This window comes from Photorhabdus sp. RM96S, assembly GCF_042879335.1.
GTDB lineage: Bacteria > Pseudomonadota > Gammaproteobacteria > Enterobacterales > Enterobacteriaceae > Photorhabdus > Photorhabdus kayaii.
On record NZ_JBHFKT010000038.1, the window covers coordinates 23,112 to 47,246 of the forward strand.

Genomic DNA, 24,135 nt, shown 5'->3' on the forward strand with positions numbered 1-24,135 from the left:
ATTAATTTTGGGGGAACACATGTTTGATATGTTCCCCTTAGCTATAACAGAAATTAACCGATAGTCATCAGACTGGCATTACCCCCCGCCGCCGCGGTATTAATGCTCAGTGAGCGTTCATGTAGCAGACGTTCTAACAGCAAATTAGTTTCTCCACGGGCAAAACCTTGTACGGAAATGATAACGCCTTTACGTTGCGCGACGTGTTCGCAAACTTGACGCAGTTGATCAGAGTCACCGTGGTAAATAACCGCTTCGAATGCCGTATCTTCACTTTGCCAGTCCTGAACCAAGTTGATTGATTTACGGACGCTATCTGGTAATTGACGAAACAGTTGCTGATGTAATTCATCATTTTGCCATAGCAACTGACAGCCTACAGACAGTGTTGCTGCCAGTTGAATGAATGTATCTTGTTGATTATCCGCCAGGCACAACACCTGACCACGAGGTAACAGGGTATAAGTATTGCGTTCACCCGTCGGCCCCGGCAACAGGCGGGTGGTGCCACCTTGTGCCAGCAATTTATATTGTTGAACTAACTGATTTAGCTCTTCGTTATGCTGATTGGCTGCCCATTCTGTTAATGCATCAAAGGGAGCCATTAGCGCTGAACGGACATTGGCATCCAGTGGATATTCAGCATCCTGACGTTCCAACGTTTGGTTGATCGCATTTTGAGGACGGCAAGAGAGCAGACGGTATAGGTAGAGTGGGCCGCCTGCTTTCGGTCCGGTACCAGACAAGCCTTCACCACCGAATGGCTGTACGCCAACAACAGCGCCTACCATGTTGCGGTTAACATATAGATTACCGACTTTCGCCTTAGCGGTAACTTGTGCAATCGTTTCGTCAATACGAGTATGGACACCCAGAGTCAGGCCATAGTTGGAGCTATTAATTTGATCCAGCAATTTATCCAGCTCGTTACGTTTAAAACGAACAACATGCAGAACTGGGCCGAAAATCTCCTGTTTCAATTCATCAAAGCTTTCCAGTTCAATCAGTGTCGGTTTAACGAAAGTGCCTTGATCCCACTCTTGATTGTCAACCACATTATCTTGTGCTGCCTGATAAATCGTGAGCCCTTTGGTACGCATTGCTTGAATATGACGATCAATGCTGGCTTTGGCTTCCGCATCAATGACCGGGCCGATATCGGTAGACAGGCGCTCAGGATTACCCATCCGGCATTCAGACATGGCGCCTTTCAGCATAGTAATGGTGCGTTCTGCTACATCATCTTGAATACAAAGGATACGCAAGGCAGAGCAACGTTGACCTGCACTGTCAAAAGCAGAGGCGATCACATCAGTAACAACTTGTTCGGTCAGTGCGGAAGAGTCGATAATCATGGCGTTCAGACCACCAGTTTCGGCAACCAGAGGGGTTGGGCGCCCTTGTGCATCAAGTCGTCCGGCAATATTACGTTGTAATAGGCCGGCCACTTCAGTGGAGCCAGTAAACATCACGCCTCGTACTCTCTCATCACCCACCAGAAGAGAACCAATGGTTTCACCTTGGCCGGGTAATAATTGCAATGCATCGTGGGGAATACCTGCTTGATGCAGTATTTTGACCGCTGTTGCCGCAATTAATGGGGTCTGTTCCGCAGGTTTTGCTAATACGCTGTTGCCGGCAGCCAATGCAGCCGCTATCTGTCCGGTAAAAATGGCTAATGGGAAGTTCCACGGGCTGATACAGACAACTGGCCCCAGTGGGCGATGCGTATCATTAGCGAAATCATGGCGAACCTGTCCTGCGTAATAATGGAGGAAATCGACCGCTTCGCGTACCTCAGCAATCGCATTATTAAAGGTTTTGCCGGCTTCCCGAACCAAAATACCTAATAGCGGTTGCATCTGATTTTCCATCAATTCCGCCGCACGAACCAGAATAGCGGCCCGTTCTGATGGTGGCGTCGCAAACCAGATTGCGCCGGCTTCTGTTGCGACATCCAGCGCATGACCGACTTCCTGTTCAGTTGTTTCACGAACATGGCCGACAATATCCGAAGGGGCCGCTGGGTTAATAACCGGTTTAGCGGCCGGTAACTCACCTTGATGGTGATAATTGCCGCCCAGTAGTGGCTCGCTATATTGCTCTTCGGTAGCAGAACTTAATAGTGCACTGGAAAGAGAAGCCAGACGATGTTCGTTGGCAAGATCCAGACCGGCTGAGTTTGCGCGATCTTTGCCATACAGATTGTGAGGCAGAGGAATTTTCGGATGTGGAAGACCGATTTGGCCTTCGGTTTCGGCCAGCTTCTGAACCTTTTTCACCGGATCGGCAACCAGTTCATCCAGTGGTAATGTGGTATCGGCGATACGGTTGACGAAGGAGGTGTTAGCACCGTTTTCCAGCAGACGGCGGACCAGATAAGCCAACAGTGTTTCGTGAGTGCCTACTGGCGCATAAATACGACATGGGCGGTTTAATTTACCATCAGCGATTTTCCCGACCACTTGTTCATACAAGGGTTCTCCCATGCCATGCAGGCATTGAAATTCATATTGACCGGGATAATAGTTTTGGCCTGCCATATGATAAACGGCAGCTAAAGTATGGGCGTTATGAGTAGCGAATTGAGGATAAACCAGATTGGGTACTGACAACAGCTTGCGGGCGCAAGCCAGATAAGAAACGTCAGTATAAACTTTGCGGGTGTAAACTGGGTAACCTTCCAGCCCGTCGATTTGAGCATGTTTAATTTCGCTATCCCAGTAAGCGCCTTTTACCAGTCGGACCATTAATCGGCGGCGGCTGCGCTGTGCTAAGTCAATAACTGTATCGATAACAAAGGGGCAGCGCTTCTGATAAGCCTGAATAACGAAACCAATGCCATTCCAGCCAGCCAGTTGCGGTTCAAAACAGAGCTTTTCCAACAGATCGAGAGAAATTTCCAGGCGATCTGCTTCTTCGGCATCAATATTGATACCAATATCATATTGGCGAGCTTGTAATGTCAGAGAAAGCAGGCGTGGATATAGCTCATTCATGACGCGCTCATATTGAGCACGGCTATAACGCGGGTGCAGGGCAGAAAGCTTAATGGAAATTCCAGGTCCTTCATAAATGCCGCGGCCGTTAGATGCTTTCCCGATAGCATGAATGGCTTGTTGGTAGGAAACCATATAATGCTGAGCATCTTCCTCAGTTAAAGCGGCTTCACCTAGCATGTCGTAGGAGTAACGGAACCCTTTTTCTTCCAGCTTACGTGCACTTGCCAGCGCTTGGGCGATGGTTTCTCCGGTCACAAACTGTTCACCCATCAGGCGCATTGCCATATCTACGCCTTTACGCACTAATGGTTCGCCGCTCTTACTGATAATGCGATTCAGTGAATTGGAGAGTTTGGCTTCGTTGTGGGTAGAAACCAGTTTGCCGGTAAACAGTAGCCCCCAGGTTGCTGCATTGACAAACATGGACGAACTTTGGCCTAGGTGAGAATGCCAGTTGCCGTTACTGATTTTGTCGCGGATCAGCGCGTCGCGAGTGGCTTTATCAGGAATACGGAGCAGGGCTTCCGCAAGACACATTAGCGCAACGCCTTCCTGAGATGAAAGTGAGAATTCCTGCAATAACCCTTGAACCAGACCTGAACGACCCATGCTGTTTTTCTGGTTACGCAATTTTTCTGCAATGCTGTAAGCCAGCTGATGAGTCGCTTGTGCTTGATCTTCTGGCAATTGCGCCTGTTGTAGCAGCATGGGAACTGCCTGTGTTTCTGGCAGGCGATAGGCCGCAGTAATTGCGGAACGTTTTACTGATTGAGGCAGGATATGTTCTGCGAAGTCGAGGAAAGGTTGATGAGACGAATCTGTTACCGTTTCTTCTGCGATTACCTTCTCTTCTTTAATATCCTGATTAGCAGAGAGTTCAGCGATCTGTTCATCGTTTTCAAGACGTTCAAGATAATTAAAAATAGCTTGTTTAATTAGCCAATGTGGAGTGCGGTCGATCCGTTGTGCCGCAGCTTTAATGCGATCGCGCGTTGCTTCATCAAGCTTCACGCCCATTGTTGTACTACCCATCTTTGCTCCTTAATAGGTAAGGTTTATCTAAAATTGCATGATAATATCTGACATGTTGCAACTTTGTGCAACCTTATGAGAATCGCTTGTTTTATTTTTGTGAAATTAATCTAGTTATTATAATTATGTGGATATATTTATTTTTGTGACTTTATTTGATTGATATATATTGGTTTAACATTTTGTAGTTAATATAGGCGTATGACCCTAAAATGGTTAAAAAGTATAATTTTAAAATCAAATAAATGTGATTCAGTAAACGTTTTTTGTAAAAAATGACGTTAATTAGTTGTTAAATTACCTGATGCTAATCTAGGATTCACTGTAACTTTCTAATTGGTTACAAAAATAATTATTTCAATTTAGAATTATGGTCCATCTTTAGGTGCAATCAGGTGCAACGTTCCTGAACCTGGCAGGGAAAACTCTGTGTACCCGGGAGAACTGCGGATTTGCAAAACACAGATAACACTATGGAGAACTTGCATGACAGTAAATACACCAATGCTAATCACCTTTATTGTCTACATTACTGGAATGTTGTTGATAGGTTTTTTGGCTTATCGTTCAACCAAAAATTTTGATGACTATATCTTGGGAGGAAGGCGACTAGGTAGCGTGGTAACGGCTTTGTCTGCCGGTGCTTCGGATATGAGTGGCTGGTTATTAATGGGCTTACCTGGCGTAGTCTATTTTGTGGGGATTTCAGAAAGCTGGATAGCCATTGGTCTTGCTTTAGGTGCTTACCTGAACTGGAAATTGGTGGCAGGCAGGCTACGTATCCAGACGGAAGTCAATAATAATGCGCTAACATTGCCGGATTATTTCACCGGTCGTTTTGACGATAGTAGCAAAATTCTACGTATTATTTCTGCGCTGGTTATTCTGATATTCTTCACTATCTATTGTGCTTCTGGCGTGGTTGCCGGAGGATTATTATTTGAAAGTACGTTTGGTATCAGTTATCAGAAGGCCATGTGGCTCGGTGCCGCAGCAACAATTGCCTATACTTTCCTTGGCGGCTTCTTGGCGGTCAGTTGGACTGATACGGTTCAGGCCACATTAATGATCTTTGCGCTTATCTTGACGCCGGTCATCGTTATTTTCTCTGTGGGTGGCATTGATACCTCTCTGGCTCTGATAGCCGCAAAAAGCCCGGCTTATATGGATATGTTCAAAGGGTTGAATTTTATTGCCATTATCTCGCTGTTGGGTTGGGGGTTAGGTTATTTTGGTCAGCCACATATTCTGGCGCGTTTTATGGCGGCAGACTCCCATCACACTATCCGCAAGGCTCGTCGTATCAGTATGACCTGGATGGTGTTATGTTTGGCGGGCACTATTGCTGTCGGTTTCTTTGGTATTGCTTATTTTGAGGTGCATCCTGAACTGTCTGGCCCGGTCATAGCTAACCGTGAGCGTATCTTTATGGAATTGGCGGTTATTCTGTTTAATCCGTGGATAGCGGGTATTTTACTCTCTGCTATTCTGGCCGCGGTGATGAGTACCTTAAGCTGCCAGTTGCTGGTATGTGCAAGTGCTTTGACGGAAGATCTTTACAAACCCTTTATCCGTAAATCTGCCAGCCAGAAAGAGTTAGTGTGGGTGGGGCGTTTCATGGTGCTGCTGGTGGCGGTCATCGCGATGGTGATAGCAACCAACCCGGACAATAAAGTACTGGCTCTGGTCAGTAATGCATGGGCTGGATTTGGTGCTGCGTTCGGCCCGGTCATACTGATTTCTGTTATCTGGAAACGTATGACACGTAATGGCGCATTAGCGGGGATGTTGGTGGGGGCCGTCACGGTATTGGTGTGGATGAAATACCAGTGGTTTGCGTTGTATGAGATTATTCCTGGCTTTATCTTAGCTTCTATTGCGATCGTGATTGTGAGTCTGTTGGGTAAAGCGCCGAGCAGCGCAGCGCAACAGCGTTTTATTGATGCTGAGGCGCAATATAAGACTAAATGAGTTGAAATAAGGTAAATTGCAATAAAGGTAAAAAAAGTGTGAAGGCGAAATGCCTTCACCAGACCACTAGGTCATATACCCTATTGATTTCAAGATGCATCGCGACGGCAAGGGAGTGAATCCCCGGGAGCATAGCAAACTATGCGACCGGGGTGAGCGAGTGCAGCCAACAAAGAGGCAACTTGAAAGATGACGGGTATATAGATATTAAGGAGTTGAATAAGTTAGCTGTACAAACGTGTTCTACGTTTTTTTACAATTTGAAAACCGATAATTAAGACCAGAAACCAAACAGGCGTGATGATTAATGCCTGGCGGGTATCATCCCGTAAAGTGAGTAATATCAGAACAAATGCAAAAAATGCCAGACAGACCCATGACATGATAATACCTAATGGCATTTTATAGATTGAAGCCTTGTGTAATGCTGGGCGACGTTTCCGGTAAACCAAATATGAGCATAGGATCATGCTCCAAATAAACATAAACAGAATGGCTGAAACAGTAGTGACTAGGGTAAATACATGCATAACATCAGGAATTAAATAAATCAGCACCACACCACAGGATAAACATAAACAGGTGAAGATTAACCCTGATGCAGGCACAGAACGGCGTGAAAGGCGGCTGAATTGCTGTGGTGCATCGCCTTCTTTTGCTAATCCAAATAGCATGCGGCTGGTGGAGAAAACCCCACTGTTTGCTGAAGAGGCGGCGGAGGTTAATACCACAAAGTTCACGATACTGGCGGCAGCGGGTAAACCGATTAGAACAAACAGCTCAACAAAAGGACTTTTATCTGCAATGATTGAACGCCACGGTGTGACTGACATAATAATTATCAGCGCCAGCACGTAGAAGGTGATAATACGAATCGGGATGGCATTAATGGCTCTGGGTAGCGATTTCATTGGATCTTTAGTTTCTGCGGCCGCGGTGCCTACTAATTCAATGCCCACAAAGGCAAATATAGCTATCTGAAATCCGGCAAAAAATCCACTTAACCCTTTGGGAAAGAATCCACCATCATTCCATATATTTGCCAGTGAAGCGGTATGACCGGCTGGAGATTGAAAATGCATGCCAATCAGAACAGCGCCTGTCACGATTAAAGCGATAATGGCAACGATTTTTATCATAGCGAACCAGAATTCCATTTCCCCGAATAATTTCACTGTAGCCAGATTAAGGGAGAGCAGCAGTGAAACACAGAGTAGGGAAGTAAGCCATTGTGGAAAATCTGGTTGCCAATAGCTGATATAGGAAGTGATTGCGACTACATCGGCGATACCGGTAATGACCCAACAAAACCAATAAGTCCAGCCGACGAAAAAACCTGCCCAGGGCCCGAGCAAATCGGCGGAGAAATCACTGAATGATTTATAATTCAGGTTTGAAAGCAATAGTTCACCCATTGCGCGCATCACGAAGAACAGCATGAAACCGATAATCATATAAACGAATATGATCGATGGTCCGGCGAGAGAGATTGTTTTCCCTGATCCCATAAACAGACCCGTGCCGATGGCGCCGCCAATAGCGATAAGTTGTATATGCCGGTTGCTTAGATTACGTTGCAACTGCGTTTCCCCGGTTTTAGCGGAAAGTGAAGTGTGTATATTTTCTGCCATAGTATATAGTATCCAATATTTTCTTAGGTAAATTGTTACGGCTCTTTAAGTGGCCTTATATATGATGATGTTTGCGAAAAAGATTGTGACACAGATTACTATAGTAATAACAGTCTGATCTCACTTTAAAAACAAATTGGTTGCAATTTAACTTGTCAATGCTGTTGGAATTGAATGTGAATTATTCTTTTAGAAAAAAATAGCCATAATATATTGACGCTAGCTTTGTATCGGGGAATAATTGCTCATATTGGGTTGTTAGCTCAGTCGACAGAGCAGTTGACTCTTAATCAATTGGTCCGGGGTTCGAGCCCCCGACAACCCACCAAGTTAAGGCCAATCAAATGCGTTAATTACCGGCGGCTACTCATTGTTGATAAGCTTTCTTAAGTGATGGTCAGGCTTTCTGGCATGCAGAATTGAGTTAAGATTATTTCGATAAATCACCAAGATTGTCAATTTTGTGGAATATTCAACCCTGGTGATGATACATTGCTCATTAATTAAATTAGAAACGATAGCCGACAGTTATATTAAAACCATTAGTAGATAAATGATCTTTCTCATTTCCGTCTTTAATACTAAAACGGCTACCTTCATAACCAGCGGTAATTGAGGTATTGGTAGTTGGGTTGATAATAAAACCCGTTCCCCAACCTAAAGTATTTTTGCTTGTTGATTCTTTCTCGATATATCCACCACTATAGTGGGCAGTAGATTTATCATTTATTCTGGATAGCCCGAGTTGCCCATATAAACTAATATAGTCATTAATTCTATAGGTTGGGCCAATCATTAAAGAATAGTACTTTAAGTCATCCCTTGTGTAATATTTTGTTTCTTTTTCATTTCCTTTAGCAAAGGTAAATGATGATAATAGCCCCCATTGATCATCAAGCTCATATCGGTAACTCAATGTTGCACCATTTAGTGCACTTACATCTTGTGGTTTCACATAGGCGTATCCGATTGAGGCTGTATGTTGTTCTGCTTGAGCAGGTAAAGCTATCGCAGATACAGAAAAGATAACTCCACAGCTTAATAACAATTTTTGCATTTCATTACACTCTATATACTTCTAAAATAAACGACTTTATAATGCATTTAAACGATTTGCTTACTAGCAGTTGTGATGAGTATCATAACTTACACCATGAGTATATATTTTTTGATTAAATTTAGATGTTATTTTCAAATCATTACATTATTACTGACTTTTTAAGGATAGAAATAGCGACAAATAAACTCCGTTGTTAAATTCTGTGGCGACTAACTGTCGCCACTTAAAATAGAGCAGGTTTGTTATATCCGTTAATGGTTGGCTATATTTTTATTTGTCTATAGTTGATTTTAGCCATTGGATAAAGGCATTGACTTTCTCATTCTGTTGTTGAGGCAGGGTACAGGTATAGTAATATTGTTGACATAATACTTCAGTGTTGGGAAAGGGGGCGACTAATTCATTGTTTTCAATTTTTTCCCAAATCATATTTTTTCTTCCCATTGCAACACCTGCATGGTGTATTGCAGCAACGGCAGCTAAATCAGAACGATCAAAGACAATACACTTTTGTGATGGCTCCAGTGTAATGCTAAAGTGTTCTGCCCAAGTATTCCACTCTTTGGTATCAGAATCGTAGCTCCATGCTTGTTTATCATGCAATAGTGTGCAGTATCGTAGATTATCAATATTTCCCATTAAATTATGTTGTTCGGCATACTGTGGGCTACAGACCGGGGTAATATACTCACTCATCAGATATTGATGTGATAATTCGTTGGATATAATATCATCAAAATAGATCGCAAGATCGATACCATAACCACGGAAATTCACATTTTCATTACCGACTAAGATGTTCAGGTTAATGGATGGATAGAGCTGATTAAAATCAGCTAATTTAGGCACTAGCCAGCATTGAGTAAAGGTTGGGCGGGAGTAAATAGTCAGGTTACCCGATAACTCCTGATTTTTTATTTCCAGAATTTCCTGATTTAGGTGTTCCAGCGTTGATTTAATTGTCCAAAATAAACGCTTTCCTTCACAAGTTAATTCAATTTTTCTGTGAAAACGTTGGAACAGTTTGAATCCTAACTCTTGTTCCAGAGAACTGATTCGATGGCTGACCGCACTGGCAGTGATAGCTAATTCGTCAGCAGCCAGAACAAAAGAGCCGTGACGAGCGGCTATCTCAAATGTATGCAGCTTTGATAACTGGCTTCCATTGAGTAACTTATTTACAACCATGAAATTATCATCTGTGTACATATTTATCGTGTTTCTAGTTCATCGACGACGGATAATATAACCGTATCATTAAGGCGGTATGTTTCAGATAGTTTTAGTGATTTAAATCGCAAATAAAGTGAAAATTTTGATCGGTATCACTGAATTGGCTCAATCTGATTCATGCATGGCTATGTATTAATCATTTGTCAAAAATTGAATATTCATATTCAATAATGAAAATTCGTGTGACGAACAAAGGTTAACTGTGGGGAATGATTAAGTGGATTCACAACCTTGGGTGATTGGTACGTTACTCACAAGTATTGTGTTAATTGTATTTACGATAATTAAATTAAAGATTCACCCTTTTCTTGCTCTATTGTTAGCCAGTTTTTATGTTGGTGCCTTAATGGGAATGAACCCTGTTGAAATGGTGAGCGCCATTCAAGGAGGAATCGGGGATACGTTAGGTTTTTTAGCCGTAGTGATTGGTCTGGGGACCATTCTTGGTAAGATGATGGAGATATCCGGCGCGGCAGAGCGGATTGGTATCACATTGCAAAAATGCCGATGGCTGTCACCTGATATCATTATGGTACTGATTGGTTTGGTTTGTGGTATTACGCTGTTTGTTGAAGTCGGGGTGGTATTGTTAATTCCACTGGCATTTTCTATTGCCAGGAAAACCAATACGTCACTGCTGAAATTAGCGATCCCATTATGTACAGCGTTGATGGCGGTTCACTGTATTATTCCTCCACACCCGGCTGCATTATTTGTGACGAATAAACTGGGTGCGGATATTGGCTCGGTGATTATTTATGGGCTGATAGTTGGCCTGTTTGCCGCTTTGGTGGGTGGTCCATTATTTCAGAAACTTCTCGGTAGCCGTCTGCCTTTTAAATCGGTTCCGGCTGAATTTTCTGAAATTGCAGTTCGTAAAGAAGAAAATTTACCCTCTTTAGGCATGACATTGTTTACTGTGTTATTGCCAATTGGGTTAATGTTGGCTAAAACGGCCGCTGAATTAAATATGGAAAAAAGTACCACGCTTTATACGGTATTGGAATTTATTGGTAATCCTATTACAGCCATGTTCATTGCCGCGTTTGTTGCCTATTACACCTTGGGCATCAAGCAAAATATGGGAATGAGTACGCTGTTGACGAAAACGGAAGATTGTTTCTCTTCTATCGCCAATATTTTATTAATTATCGGCGCGGGCGGAGCATTTAATAGTATTTTAAAAGTCAGTGGCCTTAGTGATACGTTGGCCGTTATTTTGTCGAATCTGGATATGCACCCAATTCTTTTGTCTTGGTTGGTTGCCATTATTTTGCATGCGGCGGTTGGTTCAGCAACAGTCGCAATGATGGGGGCAACAGCGATTGTTTCGCCTATGCTGCCGCTATATCCAGATATTAGCCCTGAAATCATTACATTGGCTATTGGTTCTGGTGCTATCGGCTGTACTATTGTGACTGATTCACTGTTTTGGTTGGTTAAGCAATATTGCGGAACAACGCTCAGTGAAACTTTTAAGTATTATACAACCGCAACATTTATTGCTTCTGTGGTTGCGTTGGCTGGGACGTTTCTTCTTTCTACCATCGTGTAATGGCTACCATTATGTAATGGAAAGAAGTAACCGTTCAGCTTGAAAAATAAGAATAAGAAGTGCGAAGTGTCAATACCAGGGAAGCCTATAAAATAGGCAAATTTATATCTAAAATAATAAACAAGATAAACATTAAGGTAGTAATCAAAATAAGGGGAAGAGAAAAAATAAAGTATGATGTGCTGATATTTGTAGGAAGTTGCAGTAAATATAATAAGAAATTCTAATAATCAAAAAAGCAAGAGTTGTTTTTATATACCCTATAGGATTTCAAGATGCATCGCGGCGGCAAGGGGGTGAATCCCCGGGAGCATAGATAACGATGTGACCGGGGTGAGCGAGCGCAGCCAACAAAGAGGCAACTTGAAAGATGACGGGTATATACCAGGGAAACACTTATTTTAGGTTAATACATATATGAAAGGTACTGAAATTCAACAATTACTAAATGAACATCCGTTAGTAAAAAATTTGATGGAATTAGAGGAAATTTTCTGGTTTAACCCTTGTAATACCACCTTGAAAGAGGGATTGCCTTTTGTCGGTTTGGGCGCTGATGATGTTGAGGATGCTGAAGCACGCTTGGATCGTTTTGCGTCTTATTTATGTAAAGCTTTCCCAGAAACAGCCGTCACACATGGCATTATTGAATCAGAAATAGTGGCTATACCTACGATGCAAAAAACACTGGAGCAACATTATGGTGTGGGTATCACAGGGAACATTTTGCTTAAAAAAGACAGCCATTTGCCCATTTCCGGTTCGATTAAAGCCCGTGGTGGAATTTATGAAGTGTTAACTCACGCGGAAAAATTGGCATTACAGGCGGGGTTGCTTGCTGAAAACGATGATTACAGCAAACTGTTTTCAGAAGAGTTTAGACAGTTCTTTAATCAATACAGCATTGCTGTAGGTTCTACCGGCAATTTGGGGCTGTCCATTGGTATTGTCAGTGCAAAATTGGGCTTTAATGTCAGCGTACATATGTCTGCCGATGCTCGTGAATGGAAGAAGCAAAAGCTACGTTCACATGGGGTCAATGTCGTGGAACATGAGCTAGATTATGGGGTAGCCGTGGCCAGAGGGCGTAAAGAAGCTGAATCTACTCCTAACTGTTTCTTTATTGACGATGAAAACTCCCAAACGTTGTTTCTGGGATATTCTGTCGCAGGTGGACGGGTAAAGGCGCAGTTTGAGCAGATGAATATTGTGGTTGATGAAGATCATCCACTATTCGTTTATTTGCCGTGTGGTGTTGGTGGCGGTCCTGGTGGTGTTGCATTTGGATTGAAACTGGCTTTTGGTGATCATGTGCACTGCATTTTTGCTGAACCGACCCATTCTCCCAGTATGTTGTTGGGGGTATATACTGGTTTGCATGACAATATTTGCGTGCAGGATATCGGAATCGACAATATCACTGCTGCTGATGGTCTTGCGGTAGGCAGGGCTTCCGGCTTTGTTGGGCGAGCGATGGAACGTTTGCTGGATGGATTTTATACTGTTCAAGATCAGGAAATGTATAATCTGTTGGGCTTACTGGATCGTGATGAAGGTATCCGGTTAGAGCCTTCGGCGTTAGTTGGGATGGCGGGTCCTGCTCGTGTGAGTGGAAACCTTGATTACCTGAACAATAAGAACCTTTCAGCAGAAAAGATGAAACAGGCTACGCATTTGGTTTGGGCAACCGGCGGTGGTATGGTGCCCGATGATGAAATGACAAAATATTTGGTGACAGCCAAAATCTAATTGGTCTTTTTCACAGGGGCAATCCGGTTGCCAGCATCTGGTTTATCAGGTTCAATATCTTGCTGGCCTCCAGATTATTACTGAAAAACGCGTTGATTTGATTTCCTACTCTGAAAAGTCATCTCCTTAATGTTTTTCAAGTAATATTCCCGCCAGCAGTTGGCGGGAATATATCAGTACACTGGTTACTTACATCAAACATTTTTGTAATTAAATGAATGTGTTCCTGAATATTTCCACAACGGTTCCCAGTAGGATTCTATGAAAGCCTTCACCGCATCTTCTCCCTCAATAAGATAGTTGAACTCCGAAAGATAACCCGGATAGAGATTATCAGAACCAACCACGTAGAGTTCATCATCAATTATTGTTACTTTTGCATGATTCCCAGGAGCAGGGGGAACTTTGGGATATACCGGACCACTTGCTTTAATTAAGGATCGGAATGGGCGTCCTATAGCACCTATCTGTGGGGGTCTTTCAGCAAGAGACGGTTCTTTTAGCGTAGCAGTATAAGAATTTTCATCCGGGGTTGGCCATTTGTATGTAGTGCCTTCAATCAAAAGATCTTCAGGTACTTTGTCTGTAAAGAAAAAAGGGGCAACCTCAATTCTTTTCAATGCGGCTTGCCTGATTCCATCAGGATCTTCCAGCTTCTCATCGGTATGCTCATCATGTGTCAAATAGTATTTAAATATTTCAAACGTTCTTTTGGCTCCAGAACCAAAAGAATATTGATCACCAGCAGCACCAGCTGCTGCATCAAGTGGCGATACAACAATTTGAACTTCCAGTTCGGGGTTGGAAAGTAATGCTTCGATTAACCATCGGCACACATGATGATCTTTCCATTGTTTTTTCCATGCACTGACAAGATCCTGTTGGGACATGCGGATTTTTTTCTTTGCATTCTTTATTATAAACTCTTTCATTATTTCGGAGCCTTTTTTATAATCCGTTCGCATATCAGGCCCAGACCAATATTTACCTACGGATAATATCCTGCTTGTTTTCTTATATTCTGGGTCCTTAGGTGGATTTTTTAGGCATTCTTCTTTTTTTCTGTCTATATATTCAGTAATGTGCTCTTTTTTTAATGGATCTGCTGGCTTTCCCACAATACCATTTGCATTAACCCATCTATTTTCATCTATATCAAAGAATTCTTTAGTTAAGAGATCTGTATCAGCCTCCCACATGTTATTTAAAAATAATTGTGAGCTTAATGATGCCGTTCCTATAACTTTAACAGAGACATCATGAACTGGAGGGTAATTTTTAAAAAGATCCATATTTAAATTATGGCCCCCGACAAATGACTCAATTCCATCAACTGCGATAATTTTTGTATGATTCCATGTCATTCTGGTATCATCTTCTGGAAACATTTCTTCTGGCAGCGCTTTCTTCTCTAATGATACTTTAAGTCCGTCTACTATCCTGTAAAACCGACCAATCCATATTTCAGGTATACACTCCCAATGATCTCTCCTTTCTTGAATTAATTTAATAATATCATTCTTCAATGCCAGATATTCAGGGGTACCTTCAAAGTATGAATTCACACCGTTTAATAAAGATGTCGGTGTTTGAGCGAATAAGAACCTTATCTGAGTTCTGTCCTTCCTGTTTATTTTTTTGGTAAATGCGCGATCAATAGCTGATAGGATAACTTTTCTCCACTCTGCATCCGGGGCATTCAAGGAGGAAATATCGCAGCGATAACGCATGTTTTCCAGAATGCTTACAATAGCATCTTCAAATTCCGCTGCTCTTTTAACCGCCTGTGGCATTATCTCTTTTCCAAAAGGAAGCCCCCATATTTTGGGAGTATCAAATATTTTTACATAGTTGATTTCACTTGTTTTATTAAAGTAACCGTCCAGTTTTTTTTGTAAACCATCCAATAAATTCATATATACATCCTCCAAGCAACAATTTTTTTACATATCAACCAACAGCCTGCCAGCATCAGGCAAGCTATTTATAATCATAATCAATTTTTGAGGGGGGGAAGTTAAAAAAGATAGAACCGACTTCGCATTTTTAAAGGGGGGGGGATAAATCGACTTTTCTGAGCCATATACCCGTTATCTTTCAAGTTGCCTCTTTGTTGGCTGCGCTCACTCACCCCGGTCACATAGTTTGCTATGCTCCCGGGGATTCACTCCCTTGCCGTCGCGATGCATCTTGAAATCCATAGGGTATAGATCCGTAATTCAGGCGATATCAACAATTCAATGAAGCCAATTTTATTGAGAATGAAAATAAAATTGGCCTTGCTGTGTCTTATTGCGTTGAGCGGGGGATTTTGAGAGGTTCCCTTTTATATCATGGGAATAGAGATATCGAAATTGTAATTAATAATTGCATAATGCGATAAAATGTTGCATTTTATACACGTGCATTTTATAACGCATGTAGTACAAAATCCCAGAGGGGTAAACTAAACTATGGCTATCAGTATACGTTTGGATGATGATTTCGTGAATGATGTAAAAATTCATGCAGAAGCTTCAAGCAGAAGTGTACCTAAGCAAATCGAGCATTGGGCTAAGATTGGCCGCATTGCGGAGGATAACCCTGATTTGCCGTACTCTTTTATCCTTGATTCTTTACTGGCAAAAAGCGAAGTCAATAGCGGTAAGGTGTCGCGTTATGTCAGAAGGACAAAAAGATCCAAAGATTGAAGTTTATGAAACAAGACGTTTCTCTAAGGCATTATCTAAGTTATCTGAAGATCTTCTTACGATAGTAGAAGATGAGATTGATAGAATAATTGATAATCCTGAGATCGGTGAGCAGAAGAAAGGTGATTTAAGTTTCCTTCGAGTTCATAAATTTCAGTTAAATAACCAGTTAACATTGCTTGGTTACTGTTGGGTTGAAGAGAAAATAGAGTTATACCTGCTGAACTTTGGCTCTCATGAAAATTTTTATCAGGAATAAAAGCGACACAGAAAAGCAGATTTTAAACTCATTGGATAGGGGCTAGGGGCTCTATCCAATAAAGCGCGTTTCAAGGCTGCGTATTGCGTGGCCTTTTTTACACCACTCATTCAATAAACCCCTATTTACTTAAATCAAAGGCTACAAGCGGCGTATACCCGTTATCTTTCAAGTTGTCTCTTTGTTGGCTGCGCTCGCTCACCCCGGTCACATAGTTTGCTATGCTCCCGGGGATTCACTCCCTTGCCGTCGCGATGCATCTTGAAATCAATAGGGTATATATCATTCTCAAGCAAAATCATTGTTGTATTAGTTTGTTTCTGGTATGACTTGGCTATGCAGCTATTGATGATTTGCAACGAAGTGTATTTATTAATCTATATGAGAGAAAAAATATGCCTACACTTTTTGACCCAATTCGCATTGGTGATCTCGACTTGCCAAATCGCATCATTATGGCTCCTCTGACACGTAACCGTGCAGAAGGAGAAGGGCGTGTCCCTAATGCGCTAATGGCGGAATACTATGCTCAACGCGCTTCCGCTGGTTTGATTATCAGCGAAGCGACTTCCGTAACCCCACAGGGAGTTGGCTACGAGAATACGCCGGGTATTTGGTCGGATGAGCAAGTTGCTGGCTGGCGATTGGTCACGGATGCTGTGCATGCTGCTGGTGGGCGTATTTTTATACAGCTTTGGCATGTGGGGCGGATATCGGACCCTGTTTTCCTTAATGGAGAACGGCCGGTGGCGCCAAGTGCAATTGCGGCTGATGGTCATGTTAGCTTATTACGCCCAAAACGTCCTTTTGTGGTTCCTCGGGCGCTTGAGTCTGAGGAGATTCCCGGCATTGTTGAAGCATTCAGACGCGGAGCGGAAAATGCGAAAACGGCAGGGTTTGATGGAGTAGAAATACATGGTGCCAATGGATATTTGCTCGATCAATTCTTGCAAGATAATGCTAATCTGCGCACAGATCAGTACGGAGGTTCAGTCGAAAATCGGGCTCGGTTGCTGCTGGAAGTGACAGACGCTTGTATTTCGGTTTGGGGATCAACACGTGTTGGTATGCATTTGTCCCCACGTGGTGGTCATTACTCTATGGCGGATTCCAATCCTGTGACGACGTTTGGATATGTAGCACGTGAACTTGGTAAACGAGGTATTGCTTTTATCTTCTCACGTGATGCTGTGGTTGATGGTGACTTAAGTAAGGTGATAAAAGAGGCTTTTGGGTCAACCTATATTGCTAACGAGGAACTTACTAAAGAAAGTGCCGAGCAAGTTCTTGCTGACGGCCGGGCTGATGCAGTGGCTTTTGGTCAATTATTCATCTCCAATCCAGACTTACCTCACCGGTTTTTAGCTAAAGCGCCATTTAATGAACAACAACCGGAAACTTTTATGGTTCCTGGTGCTATAGGCTATACTGATTATCCAGTGCTTACCTAGGTAAGGGGATATCTTACCCGCAGTGGATAGCCTAACATGAAAGATATTCGAATTGTTTTTCGGGGATGTTAATTTAAAGCTTTAATGGCGCTTTTTGGTTGAACGTCCCAAGATATCCGGCTGGCTCATTTTATAAGAGCCGGTCATATTTCATTGCAGGATAATTTGAAGGAGAATGATAATGTCAGATTCATTAAATGTATCTATTGTTCGTCGTTTTTACGACTCTATGGGTGATATTGATGTTCTTCGCCAGATCATGGCGAGCGATATTATTTGGGATGTTACCGAAGGATCTCGGTATGGTGGGGTTTATGAAGGGATTGAGGATATATTAAATAATTTTTTTGTGCCGTTTTTAAATGATATTGATGAGTTTATTGTGGACAGTTCTGAATATTTTGAGTCAGATGATCATGTCATTGTTCTGGGTAATTATTTGGGACGGGTGAAGCGTGGCAAACGGTTCATTTCTCGTTTCGTTCATATATGGACAGTGCGGGATGGGCGGCTAGTTAAATTACAACAAACTGCCGATACGCTTCAGATTGAGCGTGCTCATGCAGATTATGCTATTCGGTGACATCGGTTATTATGCCGGCAATATTAACTGAGCCAAACAATAGCATAGGGTGATCAATTTTACTAAGCACTTTGTCTAGGCTCGAACTTATACGAAAATAGGTGATATCGGTTGTTTTGATGTTTTGTTTCATCTTCACCTTGTTGAGTGAGCAGTTTTATCAGTAATTTTCCGGTGTCCCTGCCTATTTGGGGATAATCAATGCGAATTGATGTCAGTGTTGGCTGTGTGTGGTCACAGTTATTTGAACCATCCAGACAAGCAACAGCCAAATCAGCGGGTATTTTAAGTAGACGCCGCTGACATTCAAACATGACACCTAGGGCAATCACTTCGTGACTGCAAATCACACCTTCCAGTTCAGGTTGACGTAATAACATTTCAGTAATTGCCTGGCGACCAAATTGCATGCTAGCAGTATCCGAGGTAGTGATATTTTGGTCAGCATTCTGATAGTGATGCAGCATGGCTTTATGCCAGCCATTAATTTGCTGATTGCGTAAACGGCTATCCATTTGGGCGCCAATATAACCGATATGCTTGCGGCCATTATTCAACATATGTTCAGTCAACGTATAGGCAGCCGCGGAAAAATCGGTTTCTATATTAATTGCCGTCTGCTGTTGATGAGAGTTTGCAACATTAATAATGGGAATATTGATATGAGAAATATTGCTGTGGGTTTTATCTGCCAATAGCGAACCAAAAATCACCAATGCGACTGCATTGCTTTGCAGTAATGTCATGATAATTTCAGCTTCTTTATTATGGTCATATTCATGACATCCAAGTAAAACTTGAAAGGCATGTTTATTCAGCACTTGTTGCAGTGACTGTATAAATGTAGCACTAGCTTTATCTGTCAGTGAGGGCACAAGTACTGCAATAATATTACTTTGGCCCGAAGCAAGTACGCCGGCAGCGCCATTTGGGATATATCCCAATTTTTGTATAGCGTGTTCAATTTTTTCTCGCAATTTATCCGATACCACTTCTGGTGTTCTCAATGCGCGTGAAACTGTCATTGAACCGACACCGGCATACTTAGCAACATCTTGTAATGTTACTCGCCCTGTATTACGGCGTTTTCGTGTCTTTTTCATCAAAATATTTTTCTATTTTTTTAATTAGCGGCTATAAATTTGACGATGGGATTCTACCTGATCTCAGGCAAGCCGTGGAGGAAAAAACCATGATGTACTTTCGCTTTCTGGTGAATTAATCAAATAACAAATGATAGCGCTATCACAATTATGAGTTACTATCATAGATAGCGCTATCATTTGTGACTAATATCACTAGCAGAAGATAGAAGATAGAAGATAGAAGATAGAAGATAGAAGATAGAAGATAGAAGATAGAAGATAGAGAGTAGGTAGAGTGGAATGAGATTTTAATTAGGGGAAATTGATGCTAAAGACGTTACTCACCCAAGATGTGATCCAAGTGATACCGGATGCTAAAAATTGGCGTGAAGCGATTGCGATTGCTTGTCAGCCTCTGGTGGAAAATGGCGCCATTTCTGCTTGTTATATTGATGCTATTTATCGTTCGCATGAGGTAATTGGTCCCTATTATGTTGTTGGGCCGGGAATTGCTATGCCACATGCCAGACCGGAACAAGGGGTCAACAAATTAGCTTTAGCGTTAACTGTGATTAGCAAAGGAGTGGAGTTTGGTTCTGAAGAAAATGATCCGGTTAATTTGTTGATTGTCTTGGCAGCAACGGATAGCAACAGCCATATCGAAGTGATCGCTAAACTTGCCGAACTATTTGATAATCAACAAGATATTGCATTACTGATGAGTGCCAAAAGTAAAGAAGAGATTCTTGCCGTGATTAACAAGTATTAAGTCGTTATTTTTGCTATGGGGTAACAGTATGAAAATCACTGTCGTTTGCGGACATGGGTTAGGTACCAGCTTGATAATGGAAATGAGCATCAAAAATATTCTGAAAGAGATGGGAATAGATGCCAGTGTTGATCACGTCGATCTGGGGTCAGCAAAAGCAACTCAAAGCGACATTTTTGTCGGGACTAAAGATATTGCAGAACAACTGGTTATTCAGGCAGTCGATGGCAAAATTGTTGCGCTGGACAATATGGTGGATAAATCGGCAATGAAAGTACGTCTGTCCGTGGCATTAGTTGAACTTGGTGCACTGTAACCGGGGAGGTTGTCATGGAGTTTTTTCATTTTCTGATGAGTGATGTTCTGTCAGAACCTGCGATTTTGGTGGGGGTTATCGCGCTTGTTGGTTTGATCGTGCAAAAGAAACCGGTGACTGAATGTATCAAAGGTACCATAAAAACCATTATGGGGTTTTTGATCTTGGGGGCGGGTGCTGGATTAGTCGTCTCTTCACTGGGGGATTTTGCTGAAATTTTCCAACACGCTTTTGGTATTCAGGGAGTCGTACCAAACAACGAAGCAATTGTTTCCATTGCGCAAAAGAGTTTTGGTAAAGAAATGGCCATGATCATGTTCTTTGCTATGGTGATCAATATTTTGATTGCGCGTTTTACCCCGTGGAAATTTATCTTTCTGACTGGGCACCACACATTATTTATGTCCATGATGGTCGCGGTGATTCTGGCAACAGCAGGGATCAAAGGCTCGATGCTAGTGGCTATTGGTTCTGTGGTTGTTGGCGTTGCTATGGTTTTCTTCCCGGCGATTGTCCATCCATATATGAAGAAAATAACAGGTTCTGACGACGTTGCCATTGGGCATTTTTCCTCGCTTTCCTATGTTCTCGCTGGTTTTATTGGCAGCAAACTAGGAAATAAGGCCCACTCAACCGAAGAGATGAATGTTCCGAAAAGCTTGCTGTTTCTGCGTGATACACCGGTTGCCATCTCTTTTACGATGGCGATTATTTTCATGATCAGTTGTTTATTTGCTGGCGGTGATTTTGTGAGGGAAGTCAGTGGTGGGAAAAATGGATTTATGTTCTCTCTAATGCAATCTATTACCTTTGCCGCAGGTGTATACATTATTCTGCAAGGTGTGAGAATGATAATTGCAGAAATTGTTCCTGCATTTAAAGGAATCTCTGACAAACTGGTACCCAATGCTAAACCTGCGTTAGATTGCCCGGTTGTCTTTCCTTACGCTCCTAATGCAGTATTGGTAGGATTCTTGAGCAGTTTTGTGGCTGGTGTTATCGGTATGTTTGTCCTGTATGCACTCGGTATGACGGTCATTATTCCCGGCGTTGTGCCGCACTTTTTTGTTGGTGCGGCGGCCGGGGTTTTTGGTAATGCGACAGGGGGGCGTAGAGGCGCTATTCTCGGGGCTTTTACTCAAGGCTTTCTGATTACCTTCTTACCCGTATTTCTGTTACCCGTTTTGGGGGATATCGGTATTGCTAACACGACATTCAGTGATGCTGACTTTGGCGCATTGGGCATTCTGTTAGGTATTATTGTTCGTTGATTGTGGAATATCTGGATCTTGGAATTGAAACAGGGTCATAAACACCCTGTTTCTTGCCAAAATATTGATGTAAACCATTCGACCATGATAAAGCACCCGTCAGTGCTCATGAGAATTTCTTGGTTTCATCGTTTTTTATATAAAGTCTTCAACAGAAATAGAAAAGTAAATTTTCAAAAAAATGATTATTTAGTCACGTTTTTAGCCCTTTATTTTGATTTATCAAATTGTTATCCATATATCAGTTAGGGGAAATTTAAGCAAAATTCAGGTTAATTAAACAGGTCAGAGAGAAATATGTAATAATGAAATCGATTATTTATAGCAAAATATGGCCTATAGATTGAAGATATTGGGGGGGAATATAAAGATCATAACTATTCTCTTTGCAAAGTGTTCTTAACTCAATTGCTGAGCTAACTGATAGTTTCTCATAGATACTTTCGAAATATTTTTCCACAGTGCGATATGAAATTTTCATTTCGTCAGCGATATATCTATTACTAACGCCACGGCAGAATAAAAAAATGATTATCCATTCTTTCTCTTTTAATATATTGTTAGGTTGTTGAAATCGAATTGATATAGGAATATTGTTCTCCATATAATGAGATACAGTAAAATTATGTATTTCTCTTGCGTGAGCAATTATACCAATACACTGTTTATTTTCATCCATTAACGGATATTTATCACAGAAATAGGATGTGGCTTGTTCATTTTTTGCTTGAGGGTAAGTGCTAAGAGATGATATTCGTTGCATACCCTGTAACACCTTATGATCATGTTCCTCAAAAAGATGAGAGAATTGATTAACTGGCGAAGGTAATTCTTTATCGGTATACCCAATAATATCAAGATTTTCAGGTAGCTTATTAGCTTTGATAAACATTTTATTTGCATAAATAAAGCGGAACTCCTTATCTTTTACAAACCACGGTTCTGAGCTTTTATCCCACATATTAGTTAATTGAGGAGTAATAAAAGGGACTTTTTTACATCCTGATTGACTCATATTTGACCTTTATAACATTATTACCTTATATACCCGTTATCTTTCAAGTTGCCTCTTTGTTGGCTGCACTCACTCACCCCGGTCACATAGTTCGCTATGCTCCCGGGGATTCTCTCCCTTGCCGTCGCGATCCATCTTGAAATCCATAGGGTATAAAAAATTTGAATAAATAGACGATATTTATAAGTAAGACAATAAGAACCTTTTTGGTGCATAGAGATCAAAACTATTTAGTCGGCAATATTCCTCCAGTTGTGAGTCTGAGTTAACTTTCAATTTATTATAAATCTTTCTTATATATTCCTCTATGGTTTTATGTGAAATTTTGAGTAATTGACAGCTTTGTTTCCTACTATATTTTTGTAGAAAAAGAAAGACAACTTCCCATTCTTGTTCAGTAAGGAGATAAGTTGGCGATTGAAACATAATAGAAGTAGGTAGTTTACTGTGAAATAGCCGAGTCAATGAATTATCCTGAACTTTCCAGGCATGGAAAAGAATACCGATGCATTCACCTTTACCATCATCGAGTGGAAATTTTTCCTGGAAATAAGATGATAAAACTTTATCTCGCCCAAATACATGTGTCTCTAATGATAAAATACTTTCTCTATTTTTTATTACCTGCAAATCATGTGTAATAAAATCTTTGGCAAATTCATTGCCCCTCCAGGGAATATCACTATCATATTTACCTTCATAATCATAGTTGGCATTTATATTTTGGAGTTTAATTAATGCACTATTACCATAGAGAAAACAGGAAGATTTATCTTTTATTCCCCACGGTTCATTGCTTACTTCCAATGTGTTGATTATTTGTAACGAAATAGTTGGATTTTTTCTAGTCATATTTGTGTAATATTTTGATTTAGGAAAACATAATGCTTTCTTGTTGCAAAAATTTTTCTGGTGTGTCGAGATCAACATCGTTAAGACAACAATATTCTTTTTGTTTTTGGCCGATGTATTTTTGTAAAATCATGACTATTTTCCCACATGTAAACTAATTGCGGAGTGATATTATTTTGTTTGTTTAACATGACAACTCCTTAATGAGTCTTTAAATCATTATCTGAAGCGTTTTTTTAATGATTACACTTAAAATAACCTGAATATATAAGAGATTGCAATAATTAATTGGTAAAGAAATAAAATTTATTGATTTTTACACATATCTGTTAATTAAATGGTTTATTATTCTGTGTAAAAAATACCTCTATGTAAAAAAATATAAGTATTAATATTGTTTAGTTCTGAAATTATTTAAGTTGTCTTTATACAGGTTTGATTTAATCCTTAACATCTCTTTCTCTGTTTTTATTTTCCTTGGCTGTCGAGATCATATTGTATATACCCGTAATCATTGAAGATGCTTGATTTTATCCGAAATGGAGATCATTATCCTCGCTATGAAAATATTTATTACATCAGAACAAAAAATCAAACTTGAACGTCTTCAC

20 protein-coding genes and 1 tRNA gene are annotated in these 24,135 nt (G+C 41.2%); 11 read left to right on the plus strand and 10 right to left on the minus strand.

What is annotated here, in order from left to right:
* Positions 1-53: 53 nt before the first annotated feature.
* Positions 54-4,034: a trifunctional transcriptional regulator/proline dehydrogenase/L-glutamate gamma-semialdehyde dehydrogenase gene (gene putA / locus ACGF49_RS19265; protein ID WP_387492335.1), complete on the minus strand. Its 3,981-nt coding sequence runs from the start codon at positions 4,032-4,034 to the stop codon at positions 54-56.
* Positions 4,035-4,520: 486 nt separating this feature from the next.
* Here putA and putP point away from each other — a divergent pair, with 486 nt between their 5' ends.
* Entirely contained in the window at positions 4,521-6,005 is a 1,485-nt protein-coding gene (gene putP, locus ACGF49_RS19270) for a sodium/proline symporter PutP (RefSeq protein WP_113043978.1), read from the plus strand.
* Between the two features lie 224 nt (positions 6,006-6,229).
* Here putP and cycA read toward each other — a convergent pair whose 3' ends face one another.
* Positions 6,230-7,636 (minus strand): D-serine/D-alanine/glycine transporter, encoded by a 1,407-nt coding sequence (gene cycA / locus ACGF49_RS19275; RefSeq protein ID WP_387492338.1) that lies wholly within the window; start codon positions 7,634-7,636, stop codon positions 6,230-6,232.
* 252 nt (positions 7,637-7,888) lie between these two features.
* Between cycA and ACGF49_RS19280 the strand changes: the two genes are divergently transcribed.
* Positions 7,889-7,964 (plus strand) — tRNA-Lys (locus ACGF49_RS19280).
* Positions 7,965-8,144: 180 nt separating this feature from the next.
* On the opposite strand, the gene ACGF49_RS19285 is transcribed toward ACGF49_RS19280, so the two are convergent.
* Together ACGF49_RS19285 and dsdC are read right to left on the minus strand one after the other, a co-directional pair.
* Positions 8,145-8,693: an Ail/Lom family outer membrane beta-barrel protein gene (locus ACGF49_RS19285; protein ID WP_113043976.1), complete on the minus strand. Its 549-nt coding sequence runs from the start codon at positions 8,691-8,693 to the stop codon at positions 8,145-8,147.
* 273 nt (positions 8,694-8,966) lie between these two features.
* Positions 8,967-9,905 (minus strand): DNA-binding transcriptional regulator DsdC, encoded by a 939-nt coding sequence (dsdC, locus tag ACGF49_RS19290; RefSeq protein ID WP_113043975.1) that lies wholly within the window; start codon positions 9,903-9,905, stop codon positions 8,967-8,969.
* A 241-nt stretch (positions 9,906-10,146) separates the two neighbouring features.
* On the opposite strand from dsdC, the gene dsdX reads away from it, so the two are divergent.
* Both dsdX and ACGF49_RS19300 read left to right on the plus strand, forming a co-directional pair.
* Positions 10,147-11,484, plus strand: a complete 1,338-nt coding sequence (dsdX, locus tag ACGF49_RS19295; protein ID WP_387492341.1) for a D-serine transporter DsdX — start codon at positions 10,147-10,149, stop codon at positions 11,482-11,484.
* Positions 11,485-11,901: 417 nt separating this feature from the next.
* Positions 11,902-13,233: a D-serine ammonia-lyase gene (locus ACGF49_RS19300; RefSeq protein WP_387492344.1), complete on the plus strand. Its 1,332-nt coding sequence runs from the start codon at positions 11,902-11,904 to the stop codon at positions 13,231-13,233.
* A gap of 194 nt (positions 13,234-13,427) precedes the next feature.
* On the opposite strand, the gene ACGF49_RS19305 is transcribed toward ACGF49_RS19300, so the two are convergent.
* Positions 13,428-15,149, minus strand: a complete 1,722-nt coding sequence (locus tag ACGF49_RS19305; protein WP_271859624.1) for a phospholipase — start codon at positions 15,147-15,149, stop codon at positions 13,428-13,430.
* A gap of 101 nt (positions 15,150-15,250) precedes the next feature.
* Entirely contained in the window at positions 15,251-15,373 is a 123-nt protein-coding gene (locus ACGF49_RS19310; RefSeq protein WP_271859625.1) for a hypothetical protein, read from the minus strand.
* A 313-nt stretch (positions 15,374-15,686) separates the two neighbouring features.
* On the opposite strand from ACGF49_RS19310, the gene ACGF49_RS19315 reads away from it, so the two are divergent.
* The 4 genes from ACGF49_RS19315 (at position 15,687) to ACGF49_RS19330 (ending at position 18,216) form a co-directional block, all read left to right on the plus strand.
* The gene (locus ACGF49_RS19315) at positions 15,687-15,923 is read left to right on the plus strand and encodes a hypothetical protein (RefSeq protein WP_011146234.1); all 237 of its coding nucleotides are present in this window, start codon (positions 15,687-15,689) and stop codon (positions 15,921-15,923) included.
* On the plus strand, positions 15,892-16,182 hold the full coding sequence (locus tag ACGF49_RS19320) for a type II toxin-antitoxin system RelE/ParE family toxin (protein WP_113043971.1): 291 nt from the start codon (positions 15,892-15,894) through the stop codon (positions 16,180-16,182). Before ACGF49_RS19315 ends, ACGF49_RS19320 begins: the two co-directional genes overlap by 32 nt.
* Positions 16,183-16,577: 395 nt before the next feature.
* Positions 16,578-17,633 (plus strand): alkene reductase, encoded by a 1,056-nt coding sequence (locus ACGF49_RS19325; RefSeq protein ID WP_113043970.1) that lies wholly within the window; start codon positions 16,578-16,580, stop codon positions 17,631-17,633.
* Positions 17,634-17,814: 181 nt separating this feature from the next.
* The gene (locus tag ACGF49_RS19330) at positions 17,815-18,216 is read left to right on the plus strand and encodes a nuclear transport factor 2 family protein (protein ID WP_113043969.1); all 402 of its coding nucleotides are present in this window, start codon (positions 17,815-17,817) and stop codon (positions 18,214-18,216) included.
* 62 nt (positions 18,217-18,278) lie between these two features.
* Here the strand turns inward: ACGF49_RS19330 and ACGF49_RS19335 are convergent, their stop codons facing one another.
* On the minus strand, positions 18,279-19,319 hold the full coding sequence (locus ACGF49_RS19335; protein WP_228902673.1) for a LacI family DNA-binding transcriptional regulator: 1,041 nt from the start codon (positions 19,317-19,319) through the stop codon (positions 18,279-18,281).
* 307 nt (positions 19,320-19,626) lie between these two features.
* Between ACGF49_RS19335 and ACGF49_RS19340 the strand changes: the two genes are divergently transcribed.
* From ACGF49_RS19340 to ACGF49_RS19350, 3 genes are read left to right on the plus strand one after another with little or no spacing between them, the layout of a single operon-like run.
* A complete protein-coding gene (locus ACGF49_RS19340) occupies positions 19,627-20,070 on the plus strand; it encodes a PTS sugar transporter subunit IIA (RefSeq protein WP_113044364.1) in 444 nt (147 codons plus the stop codon).
* 28 nt (positions 20,071-20,098) lie between these two features.
* A complete protein-coding gene (locus ACGF49_RS19345) occupies positions 20,099-20,386 on the plus strand; it encodes a PTS sugar transporter subunit IIB (RefSeq protein WP_113044365.1) in 288 nt (95 codons plus the stop codon).
* Positions 20,387-20,400: 14 nt separating this feature from the next.
* Positions 20,401-21,657: a PTS ascorbate transporter subunit IIC gene (locus ACGF49_RS19350; protein WP_113044366.1), complete on the plus strand. Its 1,257-nt coding sequence runs from the start codon at positions 20,401-20,403 to the stop codon at positions 21,655-21,657.
* Positions 21,658-21,976: 319 nt separating this feature from the next.
* On the opposite strand, the gene ACGF49_RS19355 is transcribed toward ACGF49_RS19350, so the two are convergent.
* The 3 genes from ACGF49_RS19355 to ACGF49_RS19365 are packed head-to-tail and all read right to left on the minus strand — an operon-like array spanning position 21,977 to position 23,524.
* Complete coding sequence (locus ACGF49_RS19355) at positions 21,977-22,672, minus strand: helix-turn-helix transcriptional regulator (protein WP_113044367.1); 696 nt, start codon at positions 22,670-22,672, stop codon at positions 21,977-21,979.
* 20 nt (positions 22,673-22,692) lie between these two features.
* Positions 22,693-22,887, minus strand: a complete 195-nt coding sequence (locus ACGF49_RS19360) for a hypothetical protein (RefSeq protein WP_146748146.1) — start codon at positions 22,885-22,887, stop codon at positions 22,693-22,695.
* Entirely contained in the window at positions 22,853-23,524 is a 672-nt protein-coding gene (locus ACGF49_RS19365; protein WP_387492351.1) for a helix-turn-helix transcriptional regulator, read from the minus strand. Before ACGF49_RS19365 ends, ACGF49_RS19360 begins: the two co-directional genes overlap by 35 nt.
* Positions 23,525-24,135: the final 611 nt, after the last annotated feature.

Bases quoted from the DNA above. Each gene is read 5' to 3' on its own strand.
- putA (WP_387492335.1), bottom strand. From the start codon at position 4,034: ATGGGTAGTACAACAATGGGCGTGAAGCTTGATGAAGCAACGCGCGAT.
- putP (WP_113043978.1), top strand. From the start codon at position 4,521: ATGACAGTAAATACACCAATGCTAATCACCTTTATTGTCTACATTACT.
- cycA (WP_387492338.1), bottom strand. From the start codon at position 7,636: ATGGCAGAAAATATACACACTTCACTTTCCGCTAAAACCGGGGAAACG.
- ACGF49_RS19285 (WP_113043976.1), bottom strand. From the start codon at position 8,693: ATGCAAAAATTGTTATTAAGCTGTGGAGTTATCTTTTCTGTATCTGCG.
- dsdC (WP_113043975.1), bottom strand. From the start codon at position 9,905: ATGTACACAGATGATAATTTCATGGTTGTAAATAAGTTACTCAATGGA.
- ACGF49_RS19300 (WP_387492344.1), top strand. From the start codon at position 11,902: ATGAAAGGTACTGAAATTCAACAATTACTAAATGAACATCCGTTAGTA.
- ACGF49_RS19305 (WP_271859624.1), bottom strand. From the start codon at position 15,149: ATGAATTTATTGGATGGTTTACAAAAAAAACTGGACGGTTACTTTAAT.
- ACGF49_RS19315 (WP_011146234.1), top strand. From the start codon at position 15,687: ATGGCTATCAGTATACGTTTGGATGATGATTTCGTGAATGATGTAAAA.
- ACGF49_RS19320 (WP_113043971.1), top strand. From the start codon at position 15,892: ATGTCAGAAGGACAAAAAGATCCAAAGATTGAAGTTTATGAAACAAGA.
- ACGF49_RS19325 (WP_113043970.1), top strand. From the start codon at position 16,578: ATGCCTACACTTTTTGACCCAATTCGCATTGGTGATCTCGACTTGCCA.
- ACGF49_RS19330 (WP_113043969.1), top strand. From the start codon at position 17,815: ATGTCAGATTCATTAAATGTATCTATTGTTCGTCGTTTTTACGACTCT.
- ACGF49_RS19335 (WP_228902673.1), bottom strand. From the start codon at position 19,319: ATGAAAAAGACACGAAAACGCCGTAATACAGGGCGAGTAACATTACAA.
- ACGF49_RS19340 (WP_113044364.1), top strand. From the start codon at position 19,627: ATGCTAAAGACGTTACTCACCCAAGATGTGATCCAAGTGATACCGGAT.
- ACGF49_RS19345 (WP_113044365.1), top strand. From the start codon at position 20,099: ATGAAAATCACTGTCGTTTGCGGACATGGGTTAGGTACCAGCTTGATA.
- ACGF49_RS19350 (WP_113044366.1), top strand. From the start codon at position 20,401: ATGGAGTTTTTTCATTTTCTGATGAGTGATGTTCTGTCAGAACCTGCG.
- ACGF49_RS19355 (WP_113044367.1), bottom strand. From the start codon at position 22,672: ATGAGTCAATCAGGATGTAAAAAAGTCCCTTTTATTACTCCTCAATTA.
- ACGF49_RS19360 (WP_146748146.1), bottom strand. From the start codon at position 22,887: ATGCACCAAAAAGGTTCTTATTGTCTTACTTATAAATATCGTCTATTT.
- ACGF49_RS19365 (WP_387492351.1), bottom strand. From the start codon at position 23,524: ATGACTAGAAAAAATCCAACTATTTCGTTACAAATAATCAACACATTG.